The sequence below is a fragment of the Pseudomonadota bacterium genome (assembly GCA_016195085.1).
Classification (GTDB): domain Bacteria; phylum Pseudomonadota; class Alphaproteobacteria; order SHVZ01; family SHVZ01; genus JACQAG01.
In genome coordinates, this window is the sequence record JACQAG010000006.1 from 91,277 (window position 1) to 114,313 (window position 23,037).

Sequence of the window (23,037 nt, forward strand, 5' to 3'; positions counted from 1 at the left end):
GTCTACTTTCATCGCCGTTGCCCTCGCCGCAGGGTTCGTGGATGGCCAAAAACCCTCCCGTCGAGGGTTCCGGCGACACCTGCCATCTTCGTGGCTGGGCCACAGAAGCTTCACTTTGCTGCAACAGCACAGCGCTATGGTTCAGGTCGGAGCGACGTCGGCAATGCGTTCGCGCCATCGAAGCTTTCCATTCCTTGCGGCGTGTCCAACTGCTTCGAAATTTACCTACATCTGCGCAGAAATTATGCAGGAATGCCCGAGTGTTCTATTGTGCAGCGCACAATGAATACTTGCGCTAGCCTTGTATCGCCTGACCTTTCGCGGTAGGTCTAAGCGCGAGCGCCCTCGGCGGATTTTCACGTCGTCCGTCGAGGAAGAGGGAGACTCCTGATGGCGAAGACCAAGCGCGACGCACGCGCCGCGGAATCGGCGGTGCCTGCGCCCGCCGAACTGTTGAAATATTATAGACAAATGCTGTTGATTCGGCGCTTCGAAGAACGCGCCGGACAGCTCTATGGCATGGGCCTCATCGGTGGTTTCTGCCATCTCTATATCGGCCAAGAAGCCGTCGTCGTCGGCATGCAGTCGGCGATCACGCCCGATGATGCCGTCATCACCAGCTATCGCGATCACGGCCACATGCTCGCCTGCGGGATGGACCCGCGGGGGGTCATGGCCGAACTCACCGGACGCATCGGCGGCTATTCCAAGGGCAAGGGCGGCTCGATGCATATGTTCAGCCGCGAGAAGCACTTCTATGGCGGCCATGGCATCGTCGGCGCCCAGGTCCCGATCGGCACCGGCGTCGCCTTCGCCCAGAAGTACAACGACCAAAAACGCGTATCCCTGACCTATCTCGGCGACGGCGCCGTCAACCAAGGCCAGGTGTATGAGAGCTTCAACATGGCGGCACTTTGGAAGCTGCCCGTCATCTATGTCATCGAGAACAACAAGTACGGCATGGGCACATCGGTGCAGCGCGCGGCGGCGGGTGCCGCCTTGGCCGAGCGGGGGCATCCCTACGGCATCCCCGGCAAGCAGGTCGACGGCATGGACGTGCTGGCCGTCAAGGAAGCGGGCGACGAGGCGGTCGAGCAGGCGCGGAACGGAGCCGGGCCCTACATCCTGGAGATGATGACCTATCGCTACCGGGGCCACTCCATGTCGGATCCGGCGAAATACCGCTCGAAGGAAGAAGTGGAGAAGATGCGCACCGAGCACGATCCGATCAGCCGCGTGCGCGATCTCCTGCAGGCGGCCGGGACGAGCGAGGAGGAGCTGAAACGCCTCGACAAGGAGATCCGCGACGTCATCGCGGACGCCGCTGACTTCGCCCAGACGAGTCCCGAACCGCCAGAATCCGAGCTGTGGACTGATGTATTGGTCGAAGCCTGAGGCCGAAGGTTAAGGGGAACGCATGCCGATCCAGGTGTTGATGCCGGCGCTGTCGCCGACCATGACGGAAGGCAAGATCGCGCGCTGGCTCAAGCATGAGGGCGATCCCATTCGCTCCGGCGACGTACTGGCGGAGATCGAGACCGACAAGGCCACCATGGAGGTCGAGGCGGTGGACGAAGGCACGCTCGGACGGATTCTCGTGCCCGAGGGGACCGAGGGAGTGGCCGTCAATACCCCGATCGCCGTGCTGGTGACCGACGGCGAGGATGCGAGCAAGCTGACGAATGGCGGGGCATCCGCCGCGCCGACGCTGAAACCGGCGCCGGCCGCCGCGGTCGCGGCAACGCCCCGGCCGTCCTCGCCGCCGCCGGCGCCGGTGGAGAAGGAGTATACCGGCAAGACCCAGCCGATGACGGTCCGCGAGGCGCTGCGCGATGCCATGGCGGAGGAGATGCGCCGCGACAAATCCGTGTTTCTCATCGGCGAGGAGGTTGCCGAGTATCAAGGCGCCTACAAGGTGAGCCAAGGGCTCCTGCAAGAGTTCGGCGCCAGGCGCGTCATCGACACGCCGATCACCGAACAGGGTTTCACCGGCCTAACGGTCGGCGCCGGCTTTCTCGGCCTGAGGCCGATTGTCGAGTTCATGACCTTCAACTTCGCCATGCAGGCGATCGACCAAATCATCAATTCCGCGGCCAAGACCCGCTACATGTCCGGAGGCCAGATGGCTTGCCCGGTGGTATTTCGGGGCCCCAATGGCGCCGCAGCGCGCGTCGCCGCCCAGCACAGCCAGTGCTATGCGTCCTGGTTTTCCCACTGTCCCGGCCTCAAGGTGGTGGCGCCGTTTAGCGCCGGCGACGCCAAGGGACTGCTGAAGAGCGCCATCCGCGATCCCAATCCCATCATTTTTCTCGAGAACGAGGTCCTGTACGGGCACAGCTTCGAGGTGCCGATCGAAGGCGATCACCTCGTGCCGATCGGCAAGGCGCGGGTCGTGCGTCCGGGCAAGGACGTCACCATCGTCGCCTTCTCGCTCATGGTGAAGTTCGCACTCGACGCCGCCGACTTGCTGGCCAAAGAAGGCGTCGAGGCGGAGGTCATCGACCTCAGAACGCTGCGTCCGCTCGACACGGATACGATCGTGCAATCGGTGGTGAAGACGAACCGCCTGGTCACGGTCGAGGAGGGCTGGCCCTATGCCGGCATCGGCGCGGAAATCTCGGCCATGATCATGGAGCGCGCGTTCGATCACCTGGACGCCCCTCCGGTGCGGGTGACCGGCCTCGATGTGCCAATGCCGTACGCAGCGAACCTGGAGAAGCTGGTCCTGCCGTCGCCGCAGCGCGTCGTCGCGGCGGCGAAGTCTGCTCTCTATCGGTCCTGACCTCGGAACCGCCCCCATGCCGATCAAGATCCTAATGCCTGCGCTGTCACCGACCATGACCGAAGGCAACCTCGCCAAGTGGCACAAACGCGAGGGCGACCCGGTCAAGCCGGGCGACGTGATCGCCGAGATCGAGACCGACAAGGCGACGATGGAGGTGGAAGCGGTCGATGAGGGAGTGCTGGGCAAGATCATCGTTCCAGAGGGAACCCAGGCGGTGAAGGTCAACGAGCCGATCGCGCTGATGCTGGCCGAAGGCGAGAGCCCCTCGGCGCTGAGCCAGTCGACGAACGGCGCCAAGCCGGCGCCATCCGCCTCGCCGGCACCGAGCCTGGCCCCGCAGCCGGCGCCGGCAGCACCCGCCCCGACCGCCGTGGCTTCGACGGTAAACCAGATGGCACCCGCGAGCCGCATCTTCGTCAGTCCGCTCGCCAAGCGCATGGCCGCTCAAGCCAAGCTCGACCTGGGCCCGCTCCAGGGCAGCGGTCCCCATGGCCGCATCGTCAAAGCCGATGTCGAGCGCGCGCTCGGCGGCGGTGGGCGCATGCCGGCGCCCGCCCCAGCCGCGGCCGCTCCTCCTGCCGGCGCGCCGTCGCCGCGGGCGGTCGCGGCGGCGGCGTTCCCGGGCGGTCCCGCCTATGTCGAGTTTCCGAACAACAACATTCGCAAGGTGGTGGCGCGGCGGCTCACCGAATCGAAGCAGCACGCGCCGCATTTCTACCTGACGATCGACTGCGAGATCGATCAGCTCCTGAAGCTGCGTGCCGAGCTCAATGCCAAGAACGAGAAGGACGGCATCAAGATCTCGGTCAACGACATGGTGATCAAGCTCGCCGCGCTGGCGCTGAAAAAGGTGCCGGCGGCGAATGCCTCCTTCACCGAAGCAGCGATCCGTCGCTACACCGATATCGACATTTCGGTGGCCGTTGCCATCCCCGACGGCCTCATTACGCCGATCATCCACAAGGCGGACCAGAAGGGATTGGCGCAGATCTCGGCCGAGATGAAGGATCTGGCCGCTCGCGCCCGCGCCGGCAAGCTGAAACCGGAAGAATTCCAGGGCGGCACCTTCTCGATCTCCAATCTCGGCATGTACGGCATTCGCGAGTTCGCCGCCGTCATCAATCCGCCCCAGGGTGCCATCCTCGCGGTCGGCGCCGGCGAGCAGCGCCCCGTGGTCAAGGCGGGTGCGATCGCCATTGCCACGGTCATGACCTCGACCTTGTCGGTCGATCACCGGGTGGTCGACGGCGCGGTCGGCGCAGAGTACCTGCAGGCGTTCAAGAAGCTGGTGGAAGATCCCATCAGCATGCTCCTGTAAGAATGCCGGCCGAACCTGCGTCATCGCGTCTTTGGGGTTGACCCGATTTCCCATTCATTGCGTGCATGCCAGGGACGACGCCGAGGGTCTTGCCGGGACCGAGGCGATCAAGAGAATAACGCCGGGATAGCATGGGATCTGAGGCATGGCTGACACCAGCTTCGATGTGATCGTCGTCGGCGGCGGACCCGGCGGCTATGTCGCCGCCATCCGCGCCGCCCAGCTCAAGCTGAAGACCGCCCTGGTGGAGCGCGAGCACCTGGGCGGCATCTGCCTCAACTGGGGCTGCATCCCGACCAAGGCGCTGCTGCGCACGTCGGAGCTCTACCACCTCCTGCACAACCTCGATCAGTTCGGGCTCACCGCCACCAATGTCGGCTTCGACATCAAGAAGGTGATCAAGCGGAGCCGCGCCGTCGCCGGCCAGCTATCGGCCGGGGTCAAGCACCTGATGCGCAAGCACAAGGTGACCGTGTTCGATGGCCACGGCAGGCTCGCCGGAATGGCCGGAGGCGAGCGCAAGGTCGCGGTGAGCAAGGACGGCAAGCCGGTCGCCGATCTCACGGCAAGGCACGTCATCCTGGCGACCGGCGCCAGGGCGAAATCGCTGCCCGGGCTCGAGCCCGACGGCAAGCTCATCTGGACCTACAAGGAGGCCATGGTTCCCGAGAGCATGCCGAAGTCGCTGCTGGTCGTCGGCTCCGGCGCCATCGGCATCGAGTTCGCCAGCTTCTACCGCACCCTCGGCGCCGAGGTGACCGTCGTCGAGGTGCTGGATCGGGTGCTCCCGGTCGAGGACGAGGAGATATCCCTCTTCGCGCGCAAGGCATTCGAGAAGCAAGGCATGAAGATCCACACCGGGGCCACGGTGAAGGGTTTGAAGAAGAGCAGCAATATGGTCGCAGCCCAGATCGAGGTCGGCGGCAAAGCGAGCGAGCCTTCCTTCGAGCGGGTGATCCTTGCCATCGGCATCGTCGGCAACGTGGAGAATATCGGCCTTGAAGGCACCAAGGTGAAGGTCGAGAAGACGCATGTGATGAGCGGACCCTACATGGAGACCGGCGAGCCCGGGGTGTATGCGATCGGCGATCTCGTGGGCCCGCCTTGGCTGGCCCATAAAGCGATGCATGAGGGCGTCCTCTGTGTCGAGAAGATCGCCGGGCTCAACGATGTGCATCCTCTCGATATGAGCCTGATACCGGGCTGCACCTACTGCTCGCCCCAGGTGGCGAGCGTCGGCCTGACGGAGGCCAAGGCGAAGGCGGCGGGCTTTGAGGTCCGGGTCGGTCGCTTCCCCTATCTCGGCAACGGCAAGGCGATCGCGCTTGGCGAGCCCGAAGGCCTGGTCAAGACCGTGTTCGACGCCAAGACCGGCGAGCTTCTGGGCGCGCATATGATCGGGGCGGAAGTGACCGAGCTCATCCAGGGCTACACCATCGCCCGCACCCTCGAAGCCACCGAGGCCGAGCTCATGCACGCGATCTTCCCGCATCCGACACTCTCTGAGGCAATGCATGAAAGCGTGCTTGACGCCTATGGCAAGGCGCTCCACTTCTAGACAGTCCTCGACGCGTGCCGGCCGGCGATGCCGGTGGAATCCAGGGGCCCATGACCTCGACGCCGCTTCGACACCCCGAGAAGGCGCACCGGCCCGACCAGCCGATGTTGCGGAAGCCCGCCTGGATTCGGGTGAAGGCGCCGGTCAGCCGCGAGTACCAGGAAACCCGCCAGCTCATGCGCCGGCTCAATCTCAACACGGTGTGCGAAGAAGCCGGCTGTCCCAATATCGGCGAGTGCTGGCAGCAGAAGCACGCCACCGTGATGATTCTGGGCAGCATCTGCACGCGGGCCTGCGCCTTCTGCAACGTGGCGACCGGCAAGCCGCTGGCGCTCGATCCGCATGAGCCCGAGCACGTCGCCGAGGCTGTGGGCGAGCTTGGCCTCGCCCATGTGGTCGTGACCTCGGTCGACCGCGACGATCTCGACGATGGCGGTGCCGGACATTTTGCCAAGGTGATCAAGGCGATCCGCGCCCGGGCGCAAGGCACCACGATCGAAGTGCTGACGCCGGATTTCCTGCGCAAGGACGGAGCGATCGAGACCGTGGTCGAGGCCGGCCCCGACGTCTACAACCACAATCTCGAGACCGTGCCCCGCCTCTATCACACGGTGCGGCCGGGGGCCCGCTATTTCGCCTCGCTTAAGCTCCTGGACCGGGTGAAACAGTTGAACCCGGCGCTGTTCACCAAGTCCGGCTTGATGGTGGGGTTGGGCGAGAGTCGGGAAGAAGTGCATCAGGTGATGGACGATCTGCGTTCAGCCGATGTGGACTTCCTCACCATCGGTCAATATCTGCAGCCGACGCCGAAGCACCACGCAATCGAGCGCTTCGTCACGCCCGCGGAATTCCTGGCCTTGAAGGCGATGGCCGAAGGCAAAGGCTTCCTCCTGGTCGCATCCTCGCCTCTGACCCGCTCCTCCTATCATGCCGGTCAGGATTTCGATCGGCTGCGGCAAGCCCGGACCCAGAAGCTCGCCCAAACGCCGTGAGGCATCGCGGGGCCCGCCGAACGCACGAGGTTGGTTGCCGCTTCGGCTCGGTCGCCCTATAGCCAACGCATGCCGACGCACGCGGAAAAGCGCTTCGTTCCCTATTCGCCCGAGCAGATGTTCGATCTGGTGGCTGACGTGCTGCGCTATCCGGAATTCCTGCCGTGGTGTCTGGCCGCCCGCATTCGCGAGCGCCAAAGCGATGTCTTGCTTGTCGATCTGGTGATCGGGTTCAAGATGGTACGGGAGCGGTTCACGTCCCGCGTCGTCCTCGATCGGCCGGGGCGGACCGTCAACGTCTCCTATGCCGACGGCCCGTTCAAGCACATGGCCAATCATTGGCGCTTCGAGCCGACCCAAGATGGCGGCTGCCTGATCGACTTCTACGTCGACTTCGAGTTCAAGAGCAGCCTCTTGCAGAAGCTGATCGGCGTGCTCTTCAACGAAGCAGTCCGCCGGATGGTCGCCGCTTTCGAGGCGCGGGCAGGTCAGCTCTACGGCGCCATGGACGCACCGGCATCGGCGCCGGAGCGCTCCTAGCGGCGTCTCTTATGGATGAGAGATCAGGTCGCCGATGAGCGCGAAGGCCGCCAGCACGCTCGCCTCGCGCACCGCCCGTCGGTTGCCCGGAAAGACGGCGCGGACATCCCGTGTGGCGCCGCCGCGACGTGTCGCGGCGAGATGCACCAATCCGACCGGCTTCGTCGCCGTAGCACCGCCCGGGCCGGCGATGCCGGTGACGGCGACGGCGATATCCGCATGGCTGCGGGCAACCGCACCCTCGGCCATGGCGCGGGCGACCTCGGCGCTGACCGCGCCATGCGCGCGAATGAGCGCCTCGGCAACCCCCAACAGCTCGATCTTGGCTTCGTTCGAGTAGGTGACGAAGCCACGCTCGACCACATCGGAAGAGCCGGCAATCTCCGTCAGGCTCGCCGCGATGAGGCCGCCGGTGCAGCTTTCGGCCGTCGCCAGCTTGAGCTTGTTCGCCCGACAGCGTGCGAGCAGCTCCTCGGCCTCGCGATGAAAGGTTTTGGTCATTTCATGATCCACAGCACCAGCCGTGCGGCGCCGATCGCATAGAGGGCGGCGACGGCATCGTCGAGCATGATCCCCAGCCCGCCGGTCACTTGGCGGTCGACCAGGCTCACCGGCCACGGCTTCAGGATATCGGCGGCGCGAAAGGCGCAGAATCCGAGCGCATAGCCGAGCAAGGTCTGCGGCAACGAAGCCAGCACCAGCCACATCGCCGCCACCTCATCGACGCAAGCCTGGGGCGGATCCGCCATGCCCGACCGCTTGGCAAAGAGGTCCGTCGCCCAAACGCCGATCAGGAACACGCCGACACCAGCGGCCAGCAGCGCTGGAGCGCCGAAGCTTCGCTCGATCGCCCAGGCGAAGGGGAGCGCGGCGAGCGAGCCCCAGGTACCGGGTGCGAGCGGTATGAGACCGACGCCGAACCACGTGGCAATGAGCGTCGCCGGGTGCCAGAAGCCGAGCTCCTTCATCGCACGCGAACGGTCGCCACGGCTTGGGCGGCGATGCCTTCGCGTCGTCCGGTGAAGCCCAAGCCCTCGGTCGTGGTCGCCTTCACGCTGACGCGGCCGCGCTCGATGGCAAGAATGGCGGCGATGCGCTCTGCCATCTCCTGACGATGCGGGGAGACCTTCGGCCGCTCGCACACGATCGTTAGGTCCACATGCAGGATGCGGCCCCCCCGCGCCTCGACCAGCCCCGCGGCATGGGCGAGGAAGGCGGCCGAGTCGGCGCCGCGCCAACGCGGGTCGGAGGGCGGGAAATGCTCGCCGATATCACCGGCACCAATGGCGCCCAGCACGGCGTCGGTCAGCGCATGCAACCCCACATCGGCATCGGAGTGGCCAATGAGGCCGTGCTCGTGCGGCACACGCACGCCACAGAGCATCACGTGATCGCCGGCGCCGAAGCGATGCACATCGAAGCCGGTGCCCACCCGCGTCTCGCCGGCGCCGAGCGCTTGCTCCGCGCGCAGGAGGTCGCCGCTCGATGTGATCTTCAGATTCTCCTCGCTGCCGGCCACCAGCGCCACGGCAAGACCGGCATGTTCCGCCACCGCCGCATCGTCGGTGAGCGACAAGTCGGACGCGGAACGATGAGCGGCCAAAATATCCGGATAGCGGAATCCTTGCGGGGTTTGCGCGCGCCACAGCCCGGCCCGATCGACGGTATCGGCGACGTAGCCATCGCGTCCGAGCTTGAGGGTATCGGCCACGGGAACCGCGGCTATGGCGCCGGCTGCGGTCGCCAGCGCGTCGATCACCCGGTCGATCACATCGGCCGCGATGCAGGGGCGGGCGCCGTCATGGATCAGCACCAGGGAAGGCGGCTGCGCGGCCAGGCTCTCGAGCCCGAGGCGAACGGACTCTTGCCGCGAGGCTCCGCCGATTACCGGCGCTAGCAGATCGAGGCCGGAGGCCGCCCTTTCATAGCGTTCGCGATCGTCGCCGTGTATGACCGCACGCACCGCGCCGATGCGCGGATGCTCCGAGAACGCTCTGAGGGAGTGGCGCAGCACCGGCTGGCCGGCGAGCGGTTGGTATTGCTTGGGCGCCTCGCCGCCGAAGCGAGTCCCACGTCCGGCTGCGACCACGAGCGCTGCGATGTCGGTCATCGGGCGAACGCTAGTCTAGGGCACCTTCCGCCAGCAACCGAGAAACGACTATAGTCTGCCCATGCCTCACACCGTGTTGCCGAGCCTCCTGGCGCTCTTTGCATTGGTGCCAGCGACCGTGCTGGCGTTGCGAGGCGAGGCGCGCAACACCCGCTATTGGGCAGCGCTGGCGCTCGCCGTTCTCGGCCCGTCGGCTTGGGCGCTCTTGCAAGTCGACGATGCCTGGCGCACCGGACTGGCGGTGACGCTGTGGGTCACCATTGCGGTCACCATGCTGCTGTTTGCCGGTCTCACCATGGTCACGGAAGCGGCGTGGCGGCTGACGACGTTGCTGCTGCCTTACCTCCTGGTCTTGGGAACGCTCGCCACCATATGGGAGCGCCTGCCGGAACCGATGCTGAGCTCAGGCAGCCATGGCGCCTGGATCGTCGTCCATATCCTCGTTTCGGTGGTGACCTACGGGCTCGTCAATCTGGCCGCCGTCGCCGGCCTCGCCGTATTCCTGCAGGAGCGGGCCCTCAAGCGGAAACGGCCGTCCTGGCTCGTCCGGCTGCTGCCCGCCGTGGCCGATGCCGAAGCCTTGCAGGTTCGCCTCCTGGTTGCCTCCCAGATCGTCCTGGGGGTCGGCCTTGCCACCGGTATCAGCGTCTATTACCTGGCAACCGGACGGCTAATCCCGTTCGATCACAAGACGGTGCTGTCTTTGGCCACCTTCGTGCTGATCGCCGTACTCCTGGTTGCCCATTATCGGGTGGGGCTTCGCGGCAGGAGAGCCGCCCGGCTCGTCCTCTTGGCTTGGCTGCTGCTCACCCTTGCCTATCCCGGAGTGAAGTTCGTAACCGGGGTCTTGATGGCGTAACCTGCCGATTCTGCTGCAATGCAGCAAAAGAGTTGCATCGGCCTCCGTCCTTTGCCAATATGCTTGTATTTTATGCACAGAAGGTCCCTGCCTAAATGTTAGGCATTCGCATCGGCACGATCTCTTTACCCGACCCGGTGATCCTGGCGCCGATGTCGGGGGTCACCGACATGCCGTTCCGACGGCTGGTCAAGCGCTGCGGGGCGGCGCTGGTGGTCTCCGAGATGATCGCCAGCGAGGCCATGGTCCGCGAGAGCCGCAAGACTCTGCACATGGTCTCGAAATCCGCCGAGGAGCATCCGATGTCGGTGCAGCTTGCCGGCTGCGAGCCCGCAGTGATGGCCGAGGCTGCCAAGCTCAATGCCGATCTCGGCGCCGACATCATCGACATCAACATGGGATGCCCGGTGAAGAAGGTGGTGAACGGTTATGCCGGCTCGGCCTTGATGCGCCACGAGGAGAATGCCCAGCGCATCATTGAGGCGACGGTCAAGGCGGTCAGCTTGCCGGTCACGCTCAAGATGCGCACAGGCTGGGACGACGCCGACCGCAACGCCCCCAGGCTGGCGAAGATCGCCGAGGACGCCGGCATCCAGATGGTGACCGTGCATGGCCGCACCCGTTGCCAGATGTACGAGGGCAGCGCCGACTGGAGCTTCGTGCGCCGGGTCAAAGAAGCCGTCCGCATTCCCGTCGTCGTCAACGGCGACATCACCAGCCTTGAAGAGGCCGAGCGGGCGCTGGCGCTGTCGGGTGCCGACGGCGTCATGATCGGCCGCGGCGCCTATGGGCGGCCCTGGTTCATTCGCCAAGTCAGCCACTATCTCAAGACCGGCGAGCGCCTGCCCGATCCGCCGCTCGCCCGACAGCTCGCCCTCATCTACGAGCATATGGCGGCGATGCTGGAGCATTATGGAATCGCCACCGGGCTCAAGATCGCGCGCAAGCATATCGGCTGGTATTCGAAGGGTCTGGATGGCTCGGCCGAGTTTCGCTCCCAAATCAATCGCTCCCTCGATCCCAGCCAAGTTCACGAGCTCATTCGGGGCTTCTATGAGCCCCTCCTGGCGCGCCGGGCAGCGTTGGCATGAGCGCAACCGTTCCCTTCGGACGTCACCGCGGCAAAGTCGAGATCGATCCGCTGGCGATCCTGCATGCGCTTAGGCACCCGGTGATCGTCGTGGACGCCGCCGGCCGGCTGAGCGCCGCCAATCCCGCGGCCGAGCAATTCTTCGAGCTCGGCGCCAGCCACCTCATCGGCCGCATGCTGAACCATCTCATTCCTGCCGACAGTCCGGTCTTCGCGCTGATCGAACAAGTCTGCGCCAGCGGCGCCAGCATCTCGGAGTATGGGGTCACTTTGGAGACGCCGCGAATCGGAACGCATCTCGTCACCGTGGAGGTGGCCCCGCTCGCCGAAGCGCCCGATACCGTGGTGCTTTCGATCCATGAGCGCTCTATGGCGCACAAGATCGATCGCCAGCTCACGCACCGCAATGCCGCCCGGTCGGTCACGGCGATGGCGGCGATGCTGGCCCACGAGGTCAAGAACCCGCTGTCCGGCATTCGCGGCGCGGCCCAACTCCTCGAGCAGTCGGGAAAGCCCGAAGACCGCGAGCTCACCCGCCTCATCTGCGATGAGACCGACCGCATATGCGCATTGGTCGATCGCATGGAGGCGTTCTCCGATCCACGTCCGCTGAAGCGCGAAGCCGTCAACATCCACCAGGTGATCGAGCACGCGCGCAAGGTGGCCGAGAACGGCTTTGCCCAGCGCGTGCATTTCATCGAACGCTACGATCCCTCGCTGCCCCCGGTGCATGGCAACCGCGACATGCTGATCCAGGTGTTCCTCAATCTGATCAAGAACGCCGCCGAGGCAGTGCCGGAGCAGAGTGGGGAGATCGTGCTGTCGACCACCTACCAGCAGGGGGTGCGTCTGGCCGTGCCCGGCGCTTCGACGCGGCTGCATCTGCCGCTGGTGGCAACCGTGCAGGACAATGGCGCCGGAATCCCGGAGGATCTGCGAACGCATCTTTTCGATGCCTTCGTCACCACCAAGGTGAACGGCACCGGGCTCGGCCTGGCGCTCGTCGCCAAGATCATCGGCGACCATGGCGGGGTGGTGGAGTTCGACAGCCAGCCGCGGCGAACGATCTTTCGCGTGCTCCTGCCGGTGCACGCCAAGGGGCATAGCGAATGATGGATACCGCTCGCACCATTCTCGTGGCCGATGACGATCGGGCGATCCGCACCGTGCTGACCCAAGCTCTAGCACGGCTCGGGCACGAGGTTCGCACGACGGGAAACGCCGCCACGCTCTGGCGCTGGGTCGAGGACGGCGAGGGCGACCTGGTGATCACCGACGTGATCATGCCGGACGGCAACGGCCTCGATCTCATTCCTCGCATCAAGAAAGCCAGGCCGGAGCTGCGCATCGTCGTCATGAGCGCGCAAAACACCCTGCTCACGGCGGTGAAGGCAACTGAGCGCGGCGCCTTCGAGTATCTGTCGAAACCATTCGATCTGCGCGAGCTGGTGCGTGTCGTGCAGCGGGCGCTCGCCGATCATGGCCCCAGTGCGAACGCGCCGCCGCCGGACGGCCAAAGCGAAGAAGCGCTGCCCCTCATCGGCCGCTCGCCGGCGATGCAGGAGATCTACCGCGTGCTGGCCCGGCTCATGGGGACGGATCTCACGGTCACCATCTCCGGGGAGTCGGGCACGGGCAAGGAGCTGGTAGCGCGCGCGCTCCACGACTACGGCAAGCGCCGCGGCGGCGCATTCGTGGCGGTGAACATGGCGGCGATCCCCCGCGAGCTCATCGAGAGCGAGCTTTTCGGCCATGAGCGCGGCGCCTTCACCGGCGCCACCACGCGCTCGACCGGCCGCTTCGAGCAAGCCCAAGGCGGCACCCTCTTCCTGGACGAGATCGGCGACATGCCGCTCGAGGCACAGACAAGGCTGCTTCGGGTGCTGCAGGAAGGCGAATACCACACGGTCGGCGGGCGCACGCCGATCAAAGCCGATGTCCGCATCATCGCCGCGACGCATCGCGATTTGCGGCAACTGACCCGCCAAGGCCTGTTCCGCGAGGATCTGTTCTACCGCCTGAACGTGGTGCCGATCCGCTTGCCGCCCTTGCGCGAGCGCACCGAGGACATTCCGACTCTGACCAGCCATTTCCTCGCGCAAGCCGCAGCCGAGGGGCTGCCGCCGAAGACGCTGGACGCGCAAGCGATGGAGCGCCTCAAGAGCTATCGCTGGCCGGGCAATGTGCGCGAGCTCGAAAACCTCGTGCGGCGTTTGGCGGCCCTCTATGCCCAGGCGGTGATCGGCGCCGAAGTGATCGAAGCCGAGCTCGCGGAATCGCGGCCGCCGCAAGAGAGCGAGCGGGCCCCAGAGAATGAGGGGTTGAGCCAGGCGGTGGAGCGCCATCTCCGCGGTTTCTTCGCGGCCCATAAGGATGGTTTGCCGGCCTCCGGCCTCTACGACCGTGTCCTACGAGAAGTGGAACGCCCGCTGATCACCCTCTCCTTGTCAGCGACGAGGGGCAATCAGATCCGTGCCGCCGAGCTTTTGGGACTCAACCGCAATACGCTGCGCAAGAAGATTCGCGAGCTCGAAATCCACGTTGTGCGTGGTCTCAGCGTCTTGAAATAGCTCACTTCGCAAAATCAGTGTCGCAGTAATGCGACAGCTGTGACAGTCTTGCATCTATGAGTGACGTATTGGCACGCCCGGTATCCGGCCTGTGGGGAGCCTTGTCCCGCTGGGCGGTCCGGGTGGATTTGGGTCGAAAGCTGGCGGTTGCGCTCGCCGGTGCGGCGCTCGCCTCGGGGATCGCCACCTATGCGGCGTTGACCGGCGCCGGCCCGCTGGCGCGGGACCCGCGCCTGGTGCTGCTGCTGCTCAATGCCGATCTCGTGCTGCTGCTGGCGCTCGGCGCATTGGTCGCGCGCCGGTTGGTGCGGGTCTGGGTCGAGCGCCGGCGCGGTCTGGCCGGCTCCGGACTGCACAGCCGCCTGGTGCTGCTGTTCAGCCTGGTCGCCGTTGCGCCGACGATCATCGTCACGATCTTCGCCGCGCTGTTCCTCAATTTCGGCATTCACAGCTGGTTCTCCGACAAAGTCAGGACCGCCGTCAACGAGTCGCTGGTGGTGGCCCGTGCTTATTTGGACGAGCACCAACAGGCGGTGCGCTACGAAGCCTTGGCGATGGCGAACGACATCAACCGCGCCTTCGCCAGACTGATCGATGACCCGGCTGGCTTCGACCGCGTGCTTTCTGCACAGGCGGCGTTCCGCAACCTCGCGGAAGCAGTGGTGTTCACGCCCGATGGGCAGCTGCTCGCCCATTCGATGTTCAGCTTCGGCATCCAGTTCGAGAATCCCGCGCCGGAATGGGCGATGGAACAGGCACAGCCTGGCGAGGTCGTGATCCTGACGAGCGGCCGCGAAGACCGCGTTCGCGCTTTGGTGCGCCTTGATGTCTTCCCCAATGCGTTCCTGTTGGTCAGCCGTCTGGTCGAGCCGCTGGTGCTCGCCCACACGCAACGTGCGGAGGAGGCGGTCAAGGCCTACCAGCAGACCGAGATCGAGGCTGCGGGAATGCAGATCACCTCGGTGCTGCTGTTCGCCGTGGTCGCTCTCCTGCTGCTGCTTGCCGCGATCTGGACCGGGCTTACCTTCGCCACCAGCCTCGCCCGGCCGATCAGCCATCTCATCGCCATGGCCGAACGCGTGCGCGCCGGCGATCTGGCGGCGCGCGTCGTCGAAGGTCCCAGCGACGATGAGCTCGCCACGCTCGGCCGCGCCTTCAACCGAATGACCGACCAGGTGGAAGCGCAACGCTCGGAGCTGATCGAGGCCAACCGCCAGCTCGACGCACGCCGCCGCTTCACCGAAGCGGTTCTGGCCGGCGTTTCCGCCGGTGTCATCGGGCTCGATGACGAGGGTCGCGTACACCTGCCCAATCGCCATGCCTCGACCTTGCTGGGCGTCGAGCTCGAAGCCTTCATCGGCAAGCACCTTGATGAGGCCGTGCCGGAGATGGCGGAGCTGGTCGGCGCCGCGCGACGGCGTCCGGAGCGGCTGGTCGAGACGCAGATCTCGGTCACGCGCGAGGGACGAAGCCGCACATTCATCGTGCGGCTCGCCGCCGAGCGCCGCGGCGAGGATGCGACCGGTTTCGTGCTCACCTTCGACGACGTGACCGAGCTGTTGACGGCGCAGCGGCAGGCCGCGTGGGCAGACGTGGCCCGGCGCATCGCGCACGAGATCAAGAACCCGCTGACGCCGATCCAGTTGTCGGCCGAGCGGCTGAAGCGCCGCTATCTGAAGGAGATCCAGAGCGACCCGGAAACCTTCAAGGCGTGCACGGACACCATCGTCCGCCAGGTCGGCGATATCGGCCGCATGGTGGATGAGTTCTCCGCCTTCGCGCGGATGCCTGCCCCCGTGCTGCGGCCGATGGTCGTGCAGTCGATCGCCGAGGAAGCGGTGTTCCTGCAGCGCAACGCCGGCAAGCGGCTCTCGCGGGTCGACCTCGACATGCCCGAGCGGCCGCTCTTGCTCACCTGCGATGCGCGCCAGCTACGCCAAGCGCTCACCAATCTGCTGCAGAATGCCGCCGATGCGATCGAAAGCCGCGAAGCCGAGCCCGGCACCACGCTTCCGCCCGGCCGCATCCACTTGTCGGCGCGTCTTCTCGATGGTTCCGTCGTCATCACCGTCGCCGACAACGGCAAAGGGCTGCCTCCGGAAGGCCGCGATCGGCTGACCGAACCCTATGTAACCACCCGTACGAAAGGCACCGGCCTTGGCTTGGCGATCGTCCGCAAGATTGCCGAGGACCATGGCGGAAGGCTTGAATTGGCCGATCGCGAGGGCGGCGGCGCCCAGGTAAGCATGACGCTCCCCGGCGGCGGCTTTGCGGAACCATCGGATCCGGTATTGAAAGCATCAGAAAAGCGGGCAGCAGCGCATGGCATCTGACATCCTGATCGTCGACGACGAAGTCGATATCCGCGCGCAACTCGCGGGCGTGCTCGATGACGAAGGCTTCAACACGAGGCTGGCCGCCGATGCCGACAGTGCGCTCGTCGCCATCCGCTCAAGGCGGCCGAGCCTGGTCATCCTCGACATTTGGCTGCAGGGCAGCCGCCTGGACGGCCTCGAGCTCCTGGATCTGCTGCGCCGGGAAATGCCGCCGGTTCCGGTGGTCATGATCAGCGGCCACGGCACCATCGAGACGGCGGTCGCCGCGATTCAGAAGGGCGCCTACGATTTCATCGAGAAGCCGTTCCAGGCCGATCGCCTGCTGCTGGTGGTTCAACGCGCGATCGAGACGGCGCGGCTCAGGCGCGAGAACGAAGAGCTGAGACAGCGCGCCGGCTCGCTTAGCGAGCTCATGGGGTCCTCGCCGGCGATCCAGCAGGTCCGGAGCGCCATCGAGCGGGTGGCGCCGACCGGCCGCCGCGTGCTCATCACTGGGCCCGCCGGCGTCGGCAAAGAGGTGGCGGCCCGCATGCTGCACGCGAATTCCAGGCGCGCCCATGGGCCGTTCGTCGTGCTCAACTGCGCGATCATGCAGCCCGAGCGCATGGAGGTGGAGCTCTTCGGCGTCGAGAGTGCCAGGCCCGCCAACGGCGAGCCGGGCGGCACCACCGGCGTCAAGATCGGCACCTTCGAGCAAGCCCACGGCGGTACCTTGCTCTTGGATGAAGTGGCCGACATGCCGCTGGAGACCCAGGGCAAGATCGTGCGCGTGCTGCAGGAGCAGACTTTCCGCCGGGTGGGCGGCGACACGCCCGTCGAGGTGGACGTGCGCGTGGTGGCCACGTCCAATCGCGACCTCGCTCTGGAGATCGCCGCCGGGCGATTCCGCGAGGATCTCTATTATCGGCTCAACGTTCTTCCGGTTCGCGTGCCGCCGTTGCGCGAGCGCCGCGAGGATATTCCGATGCTGATCCGGCATTTCCTTGTCCGCTCGGCCGATGCCGCCGGACTGCCGATGCGCGAAGTGGGCGAGGACGCCATGGCGGCCTTGCAATCCTACGAATGGCCGGGAAATGTCCGGCAGATGCGCAACGTCGCCGACTGGCTCCTGATCATGACGCCAGGCGATCCCAACATGCCGATCCGCGCCGACATGCTGCCGCCGGAGATCGGCGCCATCACACCCGCCGTGCTACGCTGGGACAAGGGCGGAGAGATCATGGGCCTGCCGCTCAGGGATGCCCGCGAGCTGTTCGAGCGCGAATACCTCTTGGCCCAGATCAACCGCTTCGGCGGCAATATCAGCCGCACGGCCTCGTTCATCGGCATGGAACGCTCGGCCTTGCATCGCAAGCTGAAGTCGCTGGGCGTCGCCGGCATGGATCGACCGCTCGACCGGCCGATCGATCGCGCACCGATCAAGGTTGGGGCCTAAGCCAGGATGTCTCGCATCGCCTATGTGAATGGCCGCTACCTCCCGCATCGCAACGCCTCGGTGCATATCGAGGATCGCGGCTACCAGTTTGCCGACGGTGTCTATGAGGTGGTGGCGCTGATCAACGGCAGAACCGTGGACGAGGAGCCGCATCTCGACAGGCTCGAGCGCAGTCTCCGCGAGCTGCGCATCGAGATGCCGATGACGCGGACGGCGCTCAAGCTCATCTTGCGCGAGGTGGCCCGACGCAACCGGATCCGGACGGGTCACATCTACACGCAGATCACCCGCGGTGTCGCCCGGCGCGATCACCCGTTTCCCAAGCATGCGACCCCGGCGCTCGTGGTCACCGCCCGGCGCCTGGCGCTGCCGTCGGCCGACGCGGTCGATGCCGGTGTGCGGGTGATCACCATTCCCGACATTCGCTGGGAGCGCTGCGACATCAAATCCGTAGGCCTGCTTCCGAACGTGCTGGGCAAGCAGCAGGCGCGCGAAGCCGGTGCCTATGAAGCCTGGCAGGTCGACCGAACGGGCGCGGTGACGGAAGGCACATCGACCAACGCCTGGATCGTGACCAAGGACGGCGAGCTCGTCACCCGACCGGCTTCCAACGCCATTCTCAACGGCATCACGCGGCTGACGATTCTGAAGCTCGCCAAGGCAGAGGGACTCCGCTTCCATGAACGGACGTTCAGCGTGGCCGAAGCGAAGACGGCGCGGGAAGCGTTCATCTCCAGTGCCACCTCGTTCGTGCTGCCGGTAACCCAGATCGACGATGATGTCATCGGCAATGGCAAGGCCGGATCCTTGAGCATGCGCCTCAGGCGGGCCTATGACGCCTACACCGCTGAGATCCCGGCAACAGCATGATCGTTCAGTGACTTAGCGCGTTATGCTGCGCGCTTCGATTGACCCCGGCACGGCAGGATGTAAATTTCTTGCACTTGGGCCTCCATGGCAGGGCGCCCATGAACCATATAAGCCGGACGAGGGCGGGCCACCGGAAGGGCTCCAACAACACCAATGAAAAGGGGTACGCGATGTCCACCGAAAAGAACCAGAATGTCCAGGACGTCTTCCTCAACTACATCCGCAAGAACAAGACGCCGGTCACGATCTTCCTGATCAATGGCGTGAAGCTCCAAGGCATCGTCACATGGTTCGATAATTTCTCCGTGCTGTTGCGGCGCGATGCGCATTCGCAGCTCGTCTACAAGCACGCGATCTCCACCGTCATGCCGGCGCAGCCGGTCCAGCTCTTCGAGCCGGCGAAGGAGGCGGTCGAGGCCTGAGCTTGAGCGGCGCCACGGCCGAGCGCGGGGCCAACAACGGGCGAGCGTCCAACGGTCGGGTCCTGGTCCTGGAGCCGGCAGGACGCTCGCGCGGTGACGACCCGCGCTCGCCTGCAGCCAAGCTCGAGGAGGCGGTCGGGCTGGCGCGGGCGATCGACCTCGAGGTGGCCCATGGCGAGGTAGTGAAGCTCTTGGCGCCCAGACCCGGCACGCTCTTCGGCATGGGACAGGTCGAGCGCTACAAGGAGCTGATCCTGGCCGAGGAGGTCGGCGTTGCCGTCGTCGACGCGACCGTGAGCCCGGTGCAGCAACGCAACCTCGAGCGCGCCTGGAAGTGCAAGGTCATCGACCGCACCGGCCTCATCCTGGAGATCTTCGGCGCCCGTGCCCGCACCCATGAAGGCGGCTTGCAGGTGGAGCTGGCGCATCTGACCTACCAGCGCTCCCGGCTGGTCAGATCCTGGACCCACCTCGAGCGGCAACGCGGCGGCTTCGGCTTCCTGGGCGGCCCGGGCGAGAGCCAGCTCGAAATCGACCGCCGGCTCATCGGCGAGCGCATCGTCAAGCTGAAGCGCGAGCTCGAAGAGGTGAAGCGCACGCGCGGCCTGCATCGCAAGGCCAGGCGGCGCGTGCCCTATCCCGTCGTGGCTTTGGTCGGCTACACCAATGCCGGCAAGTCGACGCTGTTCAATCGCCTGACCCGCTCGGCGGTCATGGCCAAGGATCTCTTGTTCGCGACCCTCGATCCGACCATGCGCCGGGTCGATCTCGCGTCCGGCCGCTCGATCATCCTCTCCGACACCGTCGGGTTCATTTCCAGTCTCCCGACCCATCTGGTTGCCGCCTTCCGGGCCACCTTGGAAGAGGTGACGGAAGCGGACATCATCTTGCACGTCCGCGACGTCTCGCATCCGGAGACGATCGCGCAAAAAGCCGATGTCGAAGCGGTGCTACGCGAGCTCGGTCTGGAACAGCGGGTCGAAAACGGGCTGGTCGAGGCCTTGAACAAGATCGATCGGCTTGACGGGGAGGGGCGTGCGGCGGTCATGAACGAAGCCCGGCGCGCACCGCATTTCATCCCGGTTTCGGCGACGACCGGGGAGGGGATCGACCGGCTCTTGGCCGAGATCGATCGCCTGCTGGCCCTGCAGCGCCGGGTGGCCGAGGTCGATGTCGATCTCGCCGATGGCGCCTCGCTCGCCTGGCTCTACCGGCATGGGCAGGTGCTGAACCGCACCGATGGCGAGACCAGAGCGCATCTGACGGTGGGGATGGCTCCGGCCGATTGGCAGCGCTTTGAGAAGCGCCGCGCGGATGAAACCTCCCAGCCTCGTTGACAGGTTCTCTTTACGTTGAATAGGGTTGCGGTCGATCGGTCCGTCGGGTCCCGACGGAGTTCGATCGGACCGTCCGAAACCGCTGCTGCTGGAGATGTCATCGATGAAGATCAAACCGTTGCATGACCGCGTCGTCATCAAGCCGGCCGAGGGGGAGAGCAAGACCAGGGGCGGCATCATCATTCCCGACACCGCCAAGGAAAAGCCGGTCGAGGGCAAGGTGATCGCGGTCGGGCCCGGCGCACGGGACACCAATGGCAGGCTCGTCCCGCCCGGCGTGAAGACCGGCGATACCGTTCTCTACGGCAAGTGGTCCGGCACCGAGGTTAAGGTCGGGGGCGAAGACCTGGTCATCATGAAGGAGAGCGACATCATGGGAATCGTGGGCTGACGCCCGCTTTGTCCCAAGGATCCCAAGGGCCGCCAATTCGCGGCCCTTCGATTTTGAGAGAGCCTGCATGCCTCGGACCCTGCTCATGAGCGTCAATATCGATGCCGTGAGTCGTCTCATCCGGGACGTCGCCGCTACCGAGATCATGCCCAGGTTCGACCGGCTTGCGGCCGGCGAGATCGAGGAAAAGGGGCCGGGCGACCTGGTGACGGTCGCCGACCGGGCGGCCGAGCTGCGTCTCGGCCCCGCCTTGGCAGAGCTCCTGCCAGGTTCGGTCGTGGTGGGCGAGGAGGCGGCGGCGAGCGATCCCGGCATCCTCGCCCGTCTCTCCGGGGAGGCGCCGGTCTGGGTCATCGATCCCGTCGACGGCACCGCCAATTTCGCCGCCGGCATTCCGCTCTTCGGGGTCATGGTCGGGCTCATCCGTCGCGGGAGCGTCGTCGCCGGCTGGATCTGGGATGCGCCCGGCCAACGCATGGCGATCGCCGAGGCGGGGGCGGGGGCCCGGCTGAACGGCCGTCGGCTCGAAGTGGCGCCCGCACGCGAGCCTGAACGTATGAGCGGCATTCTCACCTTCCGCACCGGAGAGCGGACGCTGGCGGAGACCGTTGCGCGCAACACGCCCAAAGTCGCCTCGCATCTGAGCCTGCGCTGTGTCGCCCACGAATATCTGCTTCTGGCCGAGGGCCGCATCCACTTCGCCCATTACAACCGCACCTTCCCTTGGGACCATGCGCCGGGCTGGCTCTTGCACAAGGAGGCGGGCGGCTTCGGCCGTCGCCTCGATGGCAGCCCCTATGATCCGGCGGTGATCCACGGCCCGATCCTGTTCGCGCCCGACCCGGAGAGCTGGCAGAGGCTGAAGGCGACCCTGTTCGCGACCTAACCCGCCGTTGCCCGTGACGGCGACGGCGGCTATAGCTCTAGCCCGCCATCACAAATCCGCACAGCCGAGGAGTTCCCATGTCCGAGCAGGCCACGACCACCAAGCCGCGTTCCCTGGCGTTTCTGGGCCTGGGCGTCATGGGCTTTCCCATGGCGGGGCATCTGGCTTCCGCCGGCCACCGGGTGACCGTCTACAACCGCACCGCCGCCAAGGCGAAGGAGTGGGTGAAGAAATACGGCGGCAAGACCGCGGCCACGCCCGCCGCGGCCGCGAAGGGTGCGGAGATCGTGCTGGCCTGCGTCGGCAATGATGATGATCTCCGCAGCATCGTCTATGGCGAGAATGGCGCCTTCGCCGGCATGGCGAAGGGGGCCATCTTCGTCGACCACACCACCGCCTCGGCCGAGGTCGCCCGCGAGCTGGAGGCGGCTGCCGGCAAGAAGGGGGTGGGCTTCCTCGATGCCCCTGTCTCCGGCGGTCAGGCCGGTGCGGTCAACGGCAAGCTCACCATCATGGTCGGCGGCAAGCCGGCGACCTTCAAGAATGCCGAGGCGGTGATGGCGCATTACGCCCGCGCGGTCACCCTCATGGGCCCGGCCGGCGCCGGGCAGCTCACCAAGATGGTGAACCAGATCTGCATTGCCGGCGTCGTGCAGGGCCTGGCCGAAGGATTGAACTTCGCCGCGCGGGCCGGGCTCGACGGCAAGCGGGTGGTGGACGTGATCTCCAAGGGGGCGGCGCAGAGCTGGCAGATGGAGAACCGCGGCTACACCATGCTCGAAGGCAAGTTCGAATTCGGCTTTGCGGTGAACTGGATGCGCAAGGACCTCGGCATCTGCATCGCCGAGGCCAACCGCAACGGAGCGCTCTTGCCGATGACCGCCCTCGTCGACCAGTTCTATAACCATGTGCAGCGGCGCGGCGGCGGGCGCTGGGATACCTCCAGCCTCATCCAACTCTTGGCCAATATCTGAGGAGCTTCGTTCGCACCATGCGAATGGCAGAGGCACGGGCAGGGGAAGCCGAGACCGGCGTCTTCGAGCGCATCGTGGCCCTCCTGGACTCCGGCCGCGCTCTTTACCGGGTGATCGAGCACCCACCTGAAGGACGCTCGGAGCACATCAGCCGGATCCGCGGCAATTTGCCCTCGCAGGCGGCGAAAGCGATGGTGGTTGCGGTCAAGACCCGGGAAGGTCGGCGCTTCGCCTTGGCGATCCTGCCGGGCAATCGCCGGGTCGACTTCGGCGCGATCGCCCGGCAATTCGGCGGCACGAAGGCTTCCTTCGCGGCACCCGAGGAGGCGCGGCGCCTCACCGGATGCGACATGGGAGCCGTGCCGCCTTTCAGTTTTTCTGCGGAGCTCCCGGTCCTGGTCGACCCGAAGCTGCTCGAGCACAATGAGATCGCCTTTAATGCCGGGCGCCTCGATCGCTCGATGTTTCTCGCCACACGCTCCTATCTCGAGATCGTAAAGCCCGCGGTCGCGGAGATCGCCCTGCCGGAGACGACGGAAGCCAAGACGTAAGGTCGGGATCGGC

The 23,037-nt window shown here is 65.8% G+C and carries 22 protein-coding genes; 19 read left to right on the plus strand and 3 right to left on the minus strand.

What is annotated here, in order from left to right:
• Positions 1 to 390 precede the first annotated feature (390 nt).
• The 6 genes from pdhA (at position 391) to HY058_02000 (ending at position 7,193) form a co-directional block, all read left to right on the plus strand.
• Positions 391 to 1,395 (plus strand): pyruvate dehydrogenase (acetyl-transferring) E1 component subunit alpha, encoded by a 1,005-nt coding sequence (gene pdhA / locus HY058_01975; GenBank protein ID MBI3496052.1) that lies wholly within the window; start codon positions 391 to 393, stop codon positions 1,393 to 1,395.
• A gap of 22 nt (positions 1,396 to 1,417) precedes the next feature.
• Entirely contained in the window at positions 1,418 to 2,782 is a 1,365-nt protein-coding gene (locus HY058_01980; protein ID MBI3496053.1) for a pyruvate dehydrogenase complex E1 component subunit beta, read from the plus strand.
• Between the two features lie 16 nt (positions 2,783 to 2,798).
• Positions 2,799 to 4,103 (plus strand): pyruvate dehydrogenase complex dihydrolipoamide acetyltransferase, encoded by a 1,305-nt coding sequence (locus HY058_01985; GenBank protein ID MBI3496054.1) that lies wholly within the window; start codon positions 2,799 to 2,801, stop codon positions 4,101 to 4,103.
• Positions 4,104 to 4,248: 145 nt separating this feature from the next.
• Positions 4,249 to 5,661, plus strand: coding sequence for a dihydrolipoyl dehydrogenase (gene lpdA / locus HY058_01990; GenBank protein MBI3496055.1), 1,413 nt, complete (start codon positions 4,249 to 4,251; stop codon positions 5,659 to 5,661).
• A gap of 50 nt (positions 5,662 to 5,711) precedes the next feature.
• Entirely contained in the window at positions 5,712 to 6,653 is a 942-nt protein-coding gene (lipA, locus tag HY058_01995; GenBank protein MBI3496056.1) for a lipoyl synthase, read from the plus strand.
• A gap of 69 nt (positions 6,654 to 6,722) precedes the next feature.
• The gene (locus HY058_02000) at positions 6,723 to 7,193 is read left to right on the plus strand and encodes a type II toxin-antitoxin system RatA family toxin (GenBank protein MBI3496057.1); all 471 of its coding nucleotides are present in this window, start codon (positions 6,723 to 6,725) and stop codon (positions 7,191 to 7,193) included.
• Between the two features lie 9 nt (positions 7,194 to 7,202).
• On the opposite strand, the gene HY058_02005 is transcribed toward HY058_02000, so the two are convergent.
• The 3 genes from HY058_02005 to HY058_02015 are packed head-to-tail and all read right to left on the minus strand — an operon-like array spanning position 7,203 to position 9,303.
• Positions 7,203 to 7,694 (minus strand): CinA family protein, encoded by a 492-nt coding sequence (locus HY058_02005; protein ID MBI3496058.1) that lies wholly within the window; start codon positions 7,692 to 7,694, stop codon positions 7,203 to 7,205.
• Complete coding sequence (locus HY058_02010; GenBank protein ID MBI3496059.1) at positions 7,691 to 8,161, minus strand: phosphatidylglycerophosphatase A; 471 nt, start codon at positions 8,159 to 8,161, stop codon at positions 7,691 to 7,693. Before HY058_02010 ends, HY058_02005 begins: the two co-directional genes overlap by 4 nt.
• Complete coding sequence (locus tag HY058_02015; protein MBI3496060.1) at positions 8,158 to 9,303, minus strand: bifunctional 2-C-methyl-D-erythritol 4-phosphate cytidylyltransferase/2-C-methyl-D-erythritol 2,4-cyclodiphosphate synthase; 1,146 nt, start codon at positions 9,301 to 9,303, stop codon at positions 8,158 to 8,160. Before HY058_02015 ends, HY058_02010 begins: the two co-directional genes overlap by 4 nt.
• Positions 9,304 to 9,364: 61 nt before the next feature.
• Here HY058_02015 and ccsA point away from each other — a divergent pair, with 61 nt between their 5' ends.
• The 13 genes from ccsA (at position 9,365) to HY058_02080 (ending at position 23,024) form a co-directional block, all read left to right on the plus strand.
• Positions 9,365 to 10,162 (plus strand): cytochrome c biogenesis protein CcsA, encoded by a 798-nt coding sequence (ccsA, locus tag HY058_02020; GenBank protein MBI3496061.1) that lies wholly within the window; start codon positions 9,365 to 9,367, stop codon positions 10,160 to 10,162.
• Positions 10,163 to 10,257: 95 nt separating this feature from the next.
• Positions 10,258 to 11,253, plus strand: coding sequence for a tRNA dihydrouridine synthase DusB (gene dusB / locus HY058_02025; GenBank protein MBI3496062.1), 996 nt, complete (start codon positions 10,258 to 10,260; stop codon positions 11,251 to 11,253).
• A complete protein-coding gene (locus tag HY058_02030) occupies positions 11,250 to 12,365 on the plus strand; it encodes a PAS domain-containing protein (GenBank protein MBI3496063.1) in 1,116 nt (371 codons plus the stop codon). Before dusB ends, HY058_02030 begins: the two co-directional genes overlap by 4 nt.
• Entirely contained in the window at positions 12,365 to 13,822 is a 1,458-nt protein-coding gene (gene ntrC / locus HY058_02035) for a nitrogen regulation protein NR(I) (GenBank protein ID MBI3496064.1), read from the plus strand. Before HY058_02030 ends, ntrC begins: the two co-directional genes overlap by 1 nt.
• A gap of 68 nt (positions 13,823 to 13,890) precedes the next feature.
• Positions 13,891 to 16,155: a PAS domain-containing sensor histidine kinase gene (locus HY058_02040; protein MBI3496065.1), complete on the plus strand. Its 2,265-nt coding sequence runs from the start codon at positions 13,891 to 13,893 to the stop codon at positions 16,153 to 16,155.
• Positions 16,145 to 17,593: a sigma-54-dependent Fis family transcriptional regulator gene (locus HY058_02045; protein MBI3496066.1), complete on the plus strand. Its 1,449-nt coding sequence runs from the start codon at positions 16,145 to 16,147 to the stop codon at positions 17,591 to 17,593. Before HY058_02040 ends, HY058_02045 begins: the two co-directional genes overlap by 11 nt.
• Before the next feature lie 6 nt (positions 17,594 to 17,599).
• A complete protein-coding gene (locus HY058_02050; protein MBI3496067.1) occupies positions 17,600 to 18,463 on the plus strand; it encodes a D-amino-acid transaminase in 864 nt (287 codons plus the stop codon).
• Between the two features lie 170 nt (positions 18,464 to 18,633).
• The gene (gene hfq, locus HY058_02055; protein ID MBI3496068.1) at positions 18,634 to 18,885 is read left to right on the plus strand and encodes an RNA chaperone Hfq; all 252 of its coding nucleotides are present in this window, start codon (positions 18,634 to 18,636) and stop codon (positions 18,883 to 18,885) included.
• A gap of 2 nt (positions 18,886 to 18,887) precedes the next feature.
• Positions 18,888 to 20,222, plus strand: a complete 1,335-nt coding sequence (gene hflX / locus HY058_02060; GenBank protein MBI3496069.1) for a GTPase HflX — start codon at positions 18,888 to 18,890, stop codon at positions 20,220 to 20,222.
• A gap of 103 nt (positions 20,223 to 20,325) precedes the next feature.
• Positions 20,326 to 20,613 (plus strand): co-chaperone GroES, encoded by a 288-nt coding sequence (locus tag HY058_02065; GenBank protein ID MBI3496070.1) that lies wholly within the window; start codon positions 20,326 to 20,328, stop codon positions 20,611 to 20,613.
• Positions 20,614 to 20,698: 85 nt separating this feature from the next.
• Positions 20,699 to 21,499, plus strand: a complete 801-nt coding sequence (locus HY058_02070; protein MBI3496071.1) for an inositol monophosphatase — start codon at positions 20,699 to 20,701, stop codon at positions 21,497 to 21,499.
• Between the two features lie 77 nt (positions 21,500 to 21,576).
• Positions 21,577 to 22,473 (plus strand): NAD(P)-dependent oxidoreductase, encoded by an 897-nt coding sequence (locus HY058_02075; GenBank protein ID MBI3496072.1) that lies wholly within the window; start codon positions 21,577 to 21,579, stop codon positions 22,471 to 22,473.
• A 23-nt stretch (positions 22,474 to 22,496) separates the two neighbouring features.
• Complete coding sequence (locus HY058_02080) at positions 22,497 to 23,024, plus strand: YbaK/prolyl-tRNA synthetase associated domain-containing protein (protein ID MBI3496073.1); 528 nt, start codon at positions 22,497 to 22,499, stop codon at positions 23,022 to 23,024.
• Positions 23,025 to 23,037: the final 13 nt, after the last annotated feature.

Bases quoted from the DNA above. Each gene is read 5' to 3' on its own strand.
- hfq (MBI3496068.1), top strand. From the start codon at position 18,634: ATGTCCACCGAAAAGAACCAGAATGTCCAGGACGTCTTCCTCAACTAC.
- HY058_02070 (MBI3496071.1), top strand. From the start codon at position 20,699: ATGAGCGTCAATATCGATGCCGTGAGTCGTCTCATCCGGGACGTCGCC.
- lpdA (MBI3496055.1), top strand. From the start codon at position 4,249: ATGGCTGACACCAGCTTCGATGTGATCGTCGTCGGCGGCGGACCCGGC.
- HY058_02010 (MBI3496059.1), bottom strand. From the start codon at position 8,161: ATGAAGGAGCTCGGCTTCTGGCACCCGGCGACGCTCATTGCCACGTGG.
- HY058_02000 (MBI3496057.1), top strand. From the start codon at position 6,723: ATGCCGACGCACGCGGAAAAGCGCTTCGTTCCCTATTCGCCCGAGCAG.
- HY058_02065 (MBI3496070.1), top strand. From the start codon at position 20,326: ATGAAGATCAAACCGTTGCATGACCGCGTCGTCATCAAGCCGGCCGAG.
- HY058_02030 (MBI3496063.1), top strand. From the start codon at position 11,250: ATGAGCGCAACCGTTCCCTTCGGACGTCACCGCGGCAAAGTCGAGATC.
- HY058_01980 (MBI3496053.1), top strand. From the start codon at position 1,418: ATGCCGATCCAGGTGTTGATGCCGGCGCTGTCGCCGACCATGACGGAA.
- HY058_01985 (MBI3496054.1), top strand. From the start codon at position 2,799: ATGCCGATCAAGATCCTAATGCCTGCGCTGTCACCGACCATGACCGAA.
- HY058_02015 (MBI3496060.1), bottom strand. From the start codon at position 9,303: ATGACCGACATCGCAGCGCTCGTGGTCGCAGCCGGACGTGGGACTCGC.
- HY058_02045 (MBI3496066.1), top strand. From the start codon at position 16,145: ATGGCATCTGACATCCTGATCGTCGACGACGAAGTCGATATCCGCGCG.
- HY058_02080 (MBI3496073.1), top strand. From the start codon at position 22,497: ATGGCAGAGGCACGGGCAGGGGAAGCCGAGACCGGCGTCTTCGAGCGC.
- HY058_02050 (MBI3496067.1), top strand. From the start codon at position 17,600: ATGTCTCGCATCGCCTATGTGAATGGCCGCTACCTCCCGCATCGCAAC.
- lipA (MBI3496056.1), top strand. From the start codon at position 5,712: ATGACCTCGACGCCGCTTCGACACCCCGAGAAGGCGCACCGGCCCGAC.
- ccsA (MBI3496061.1), top strand. From the start codon at position 9,365: ATGCCTCACACCGTGTTGCCGAGCCTCCTGGCGCTCTTTGCATTGGTG.
- ntrC (MBI3496064.1), top strand. From the start codon at position 12,365: ATGGATACCGCTCGCACCATTCTCGTGGCCGATGACGATCGGGCGATC.
- dusB (MBI3496062.1), top strand. From the start codon at position 10,258: ATGTTAGGCATTCGCATCGGCACGATCTCTTTACCCGACCCGGTGATC.
- pdhA (MBI3496052.1), top strand. From the start codon at position 391: ATGGCGAAGACCAAGCGCGACGCACGCGCCGCGGAATCGGCGGTGCCT.
- HY058_02075 (MBI3496072.1), top strand. From the start codon at position 21,577: ATGTCCGAGCAGGCCACGACCACCAAGCCGCGTTCCCTGGCGTTTCTG.
- HY058_02005 (MBI3496058.1), bottom strand. From the start codon at position 7,694: ATGACCAAAACCTTTCATCGCGAGGCCGAGGAGCTGCTCGCACGCTGT.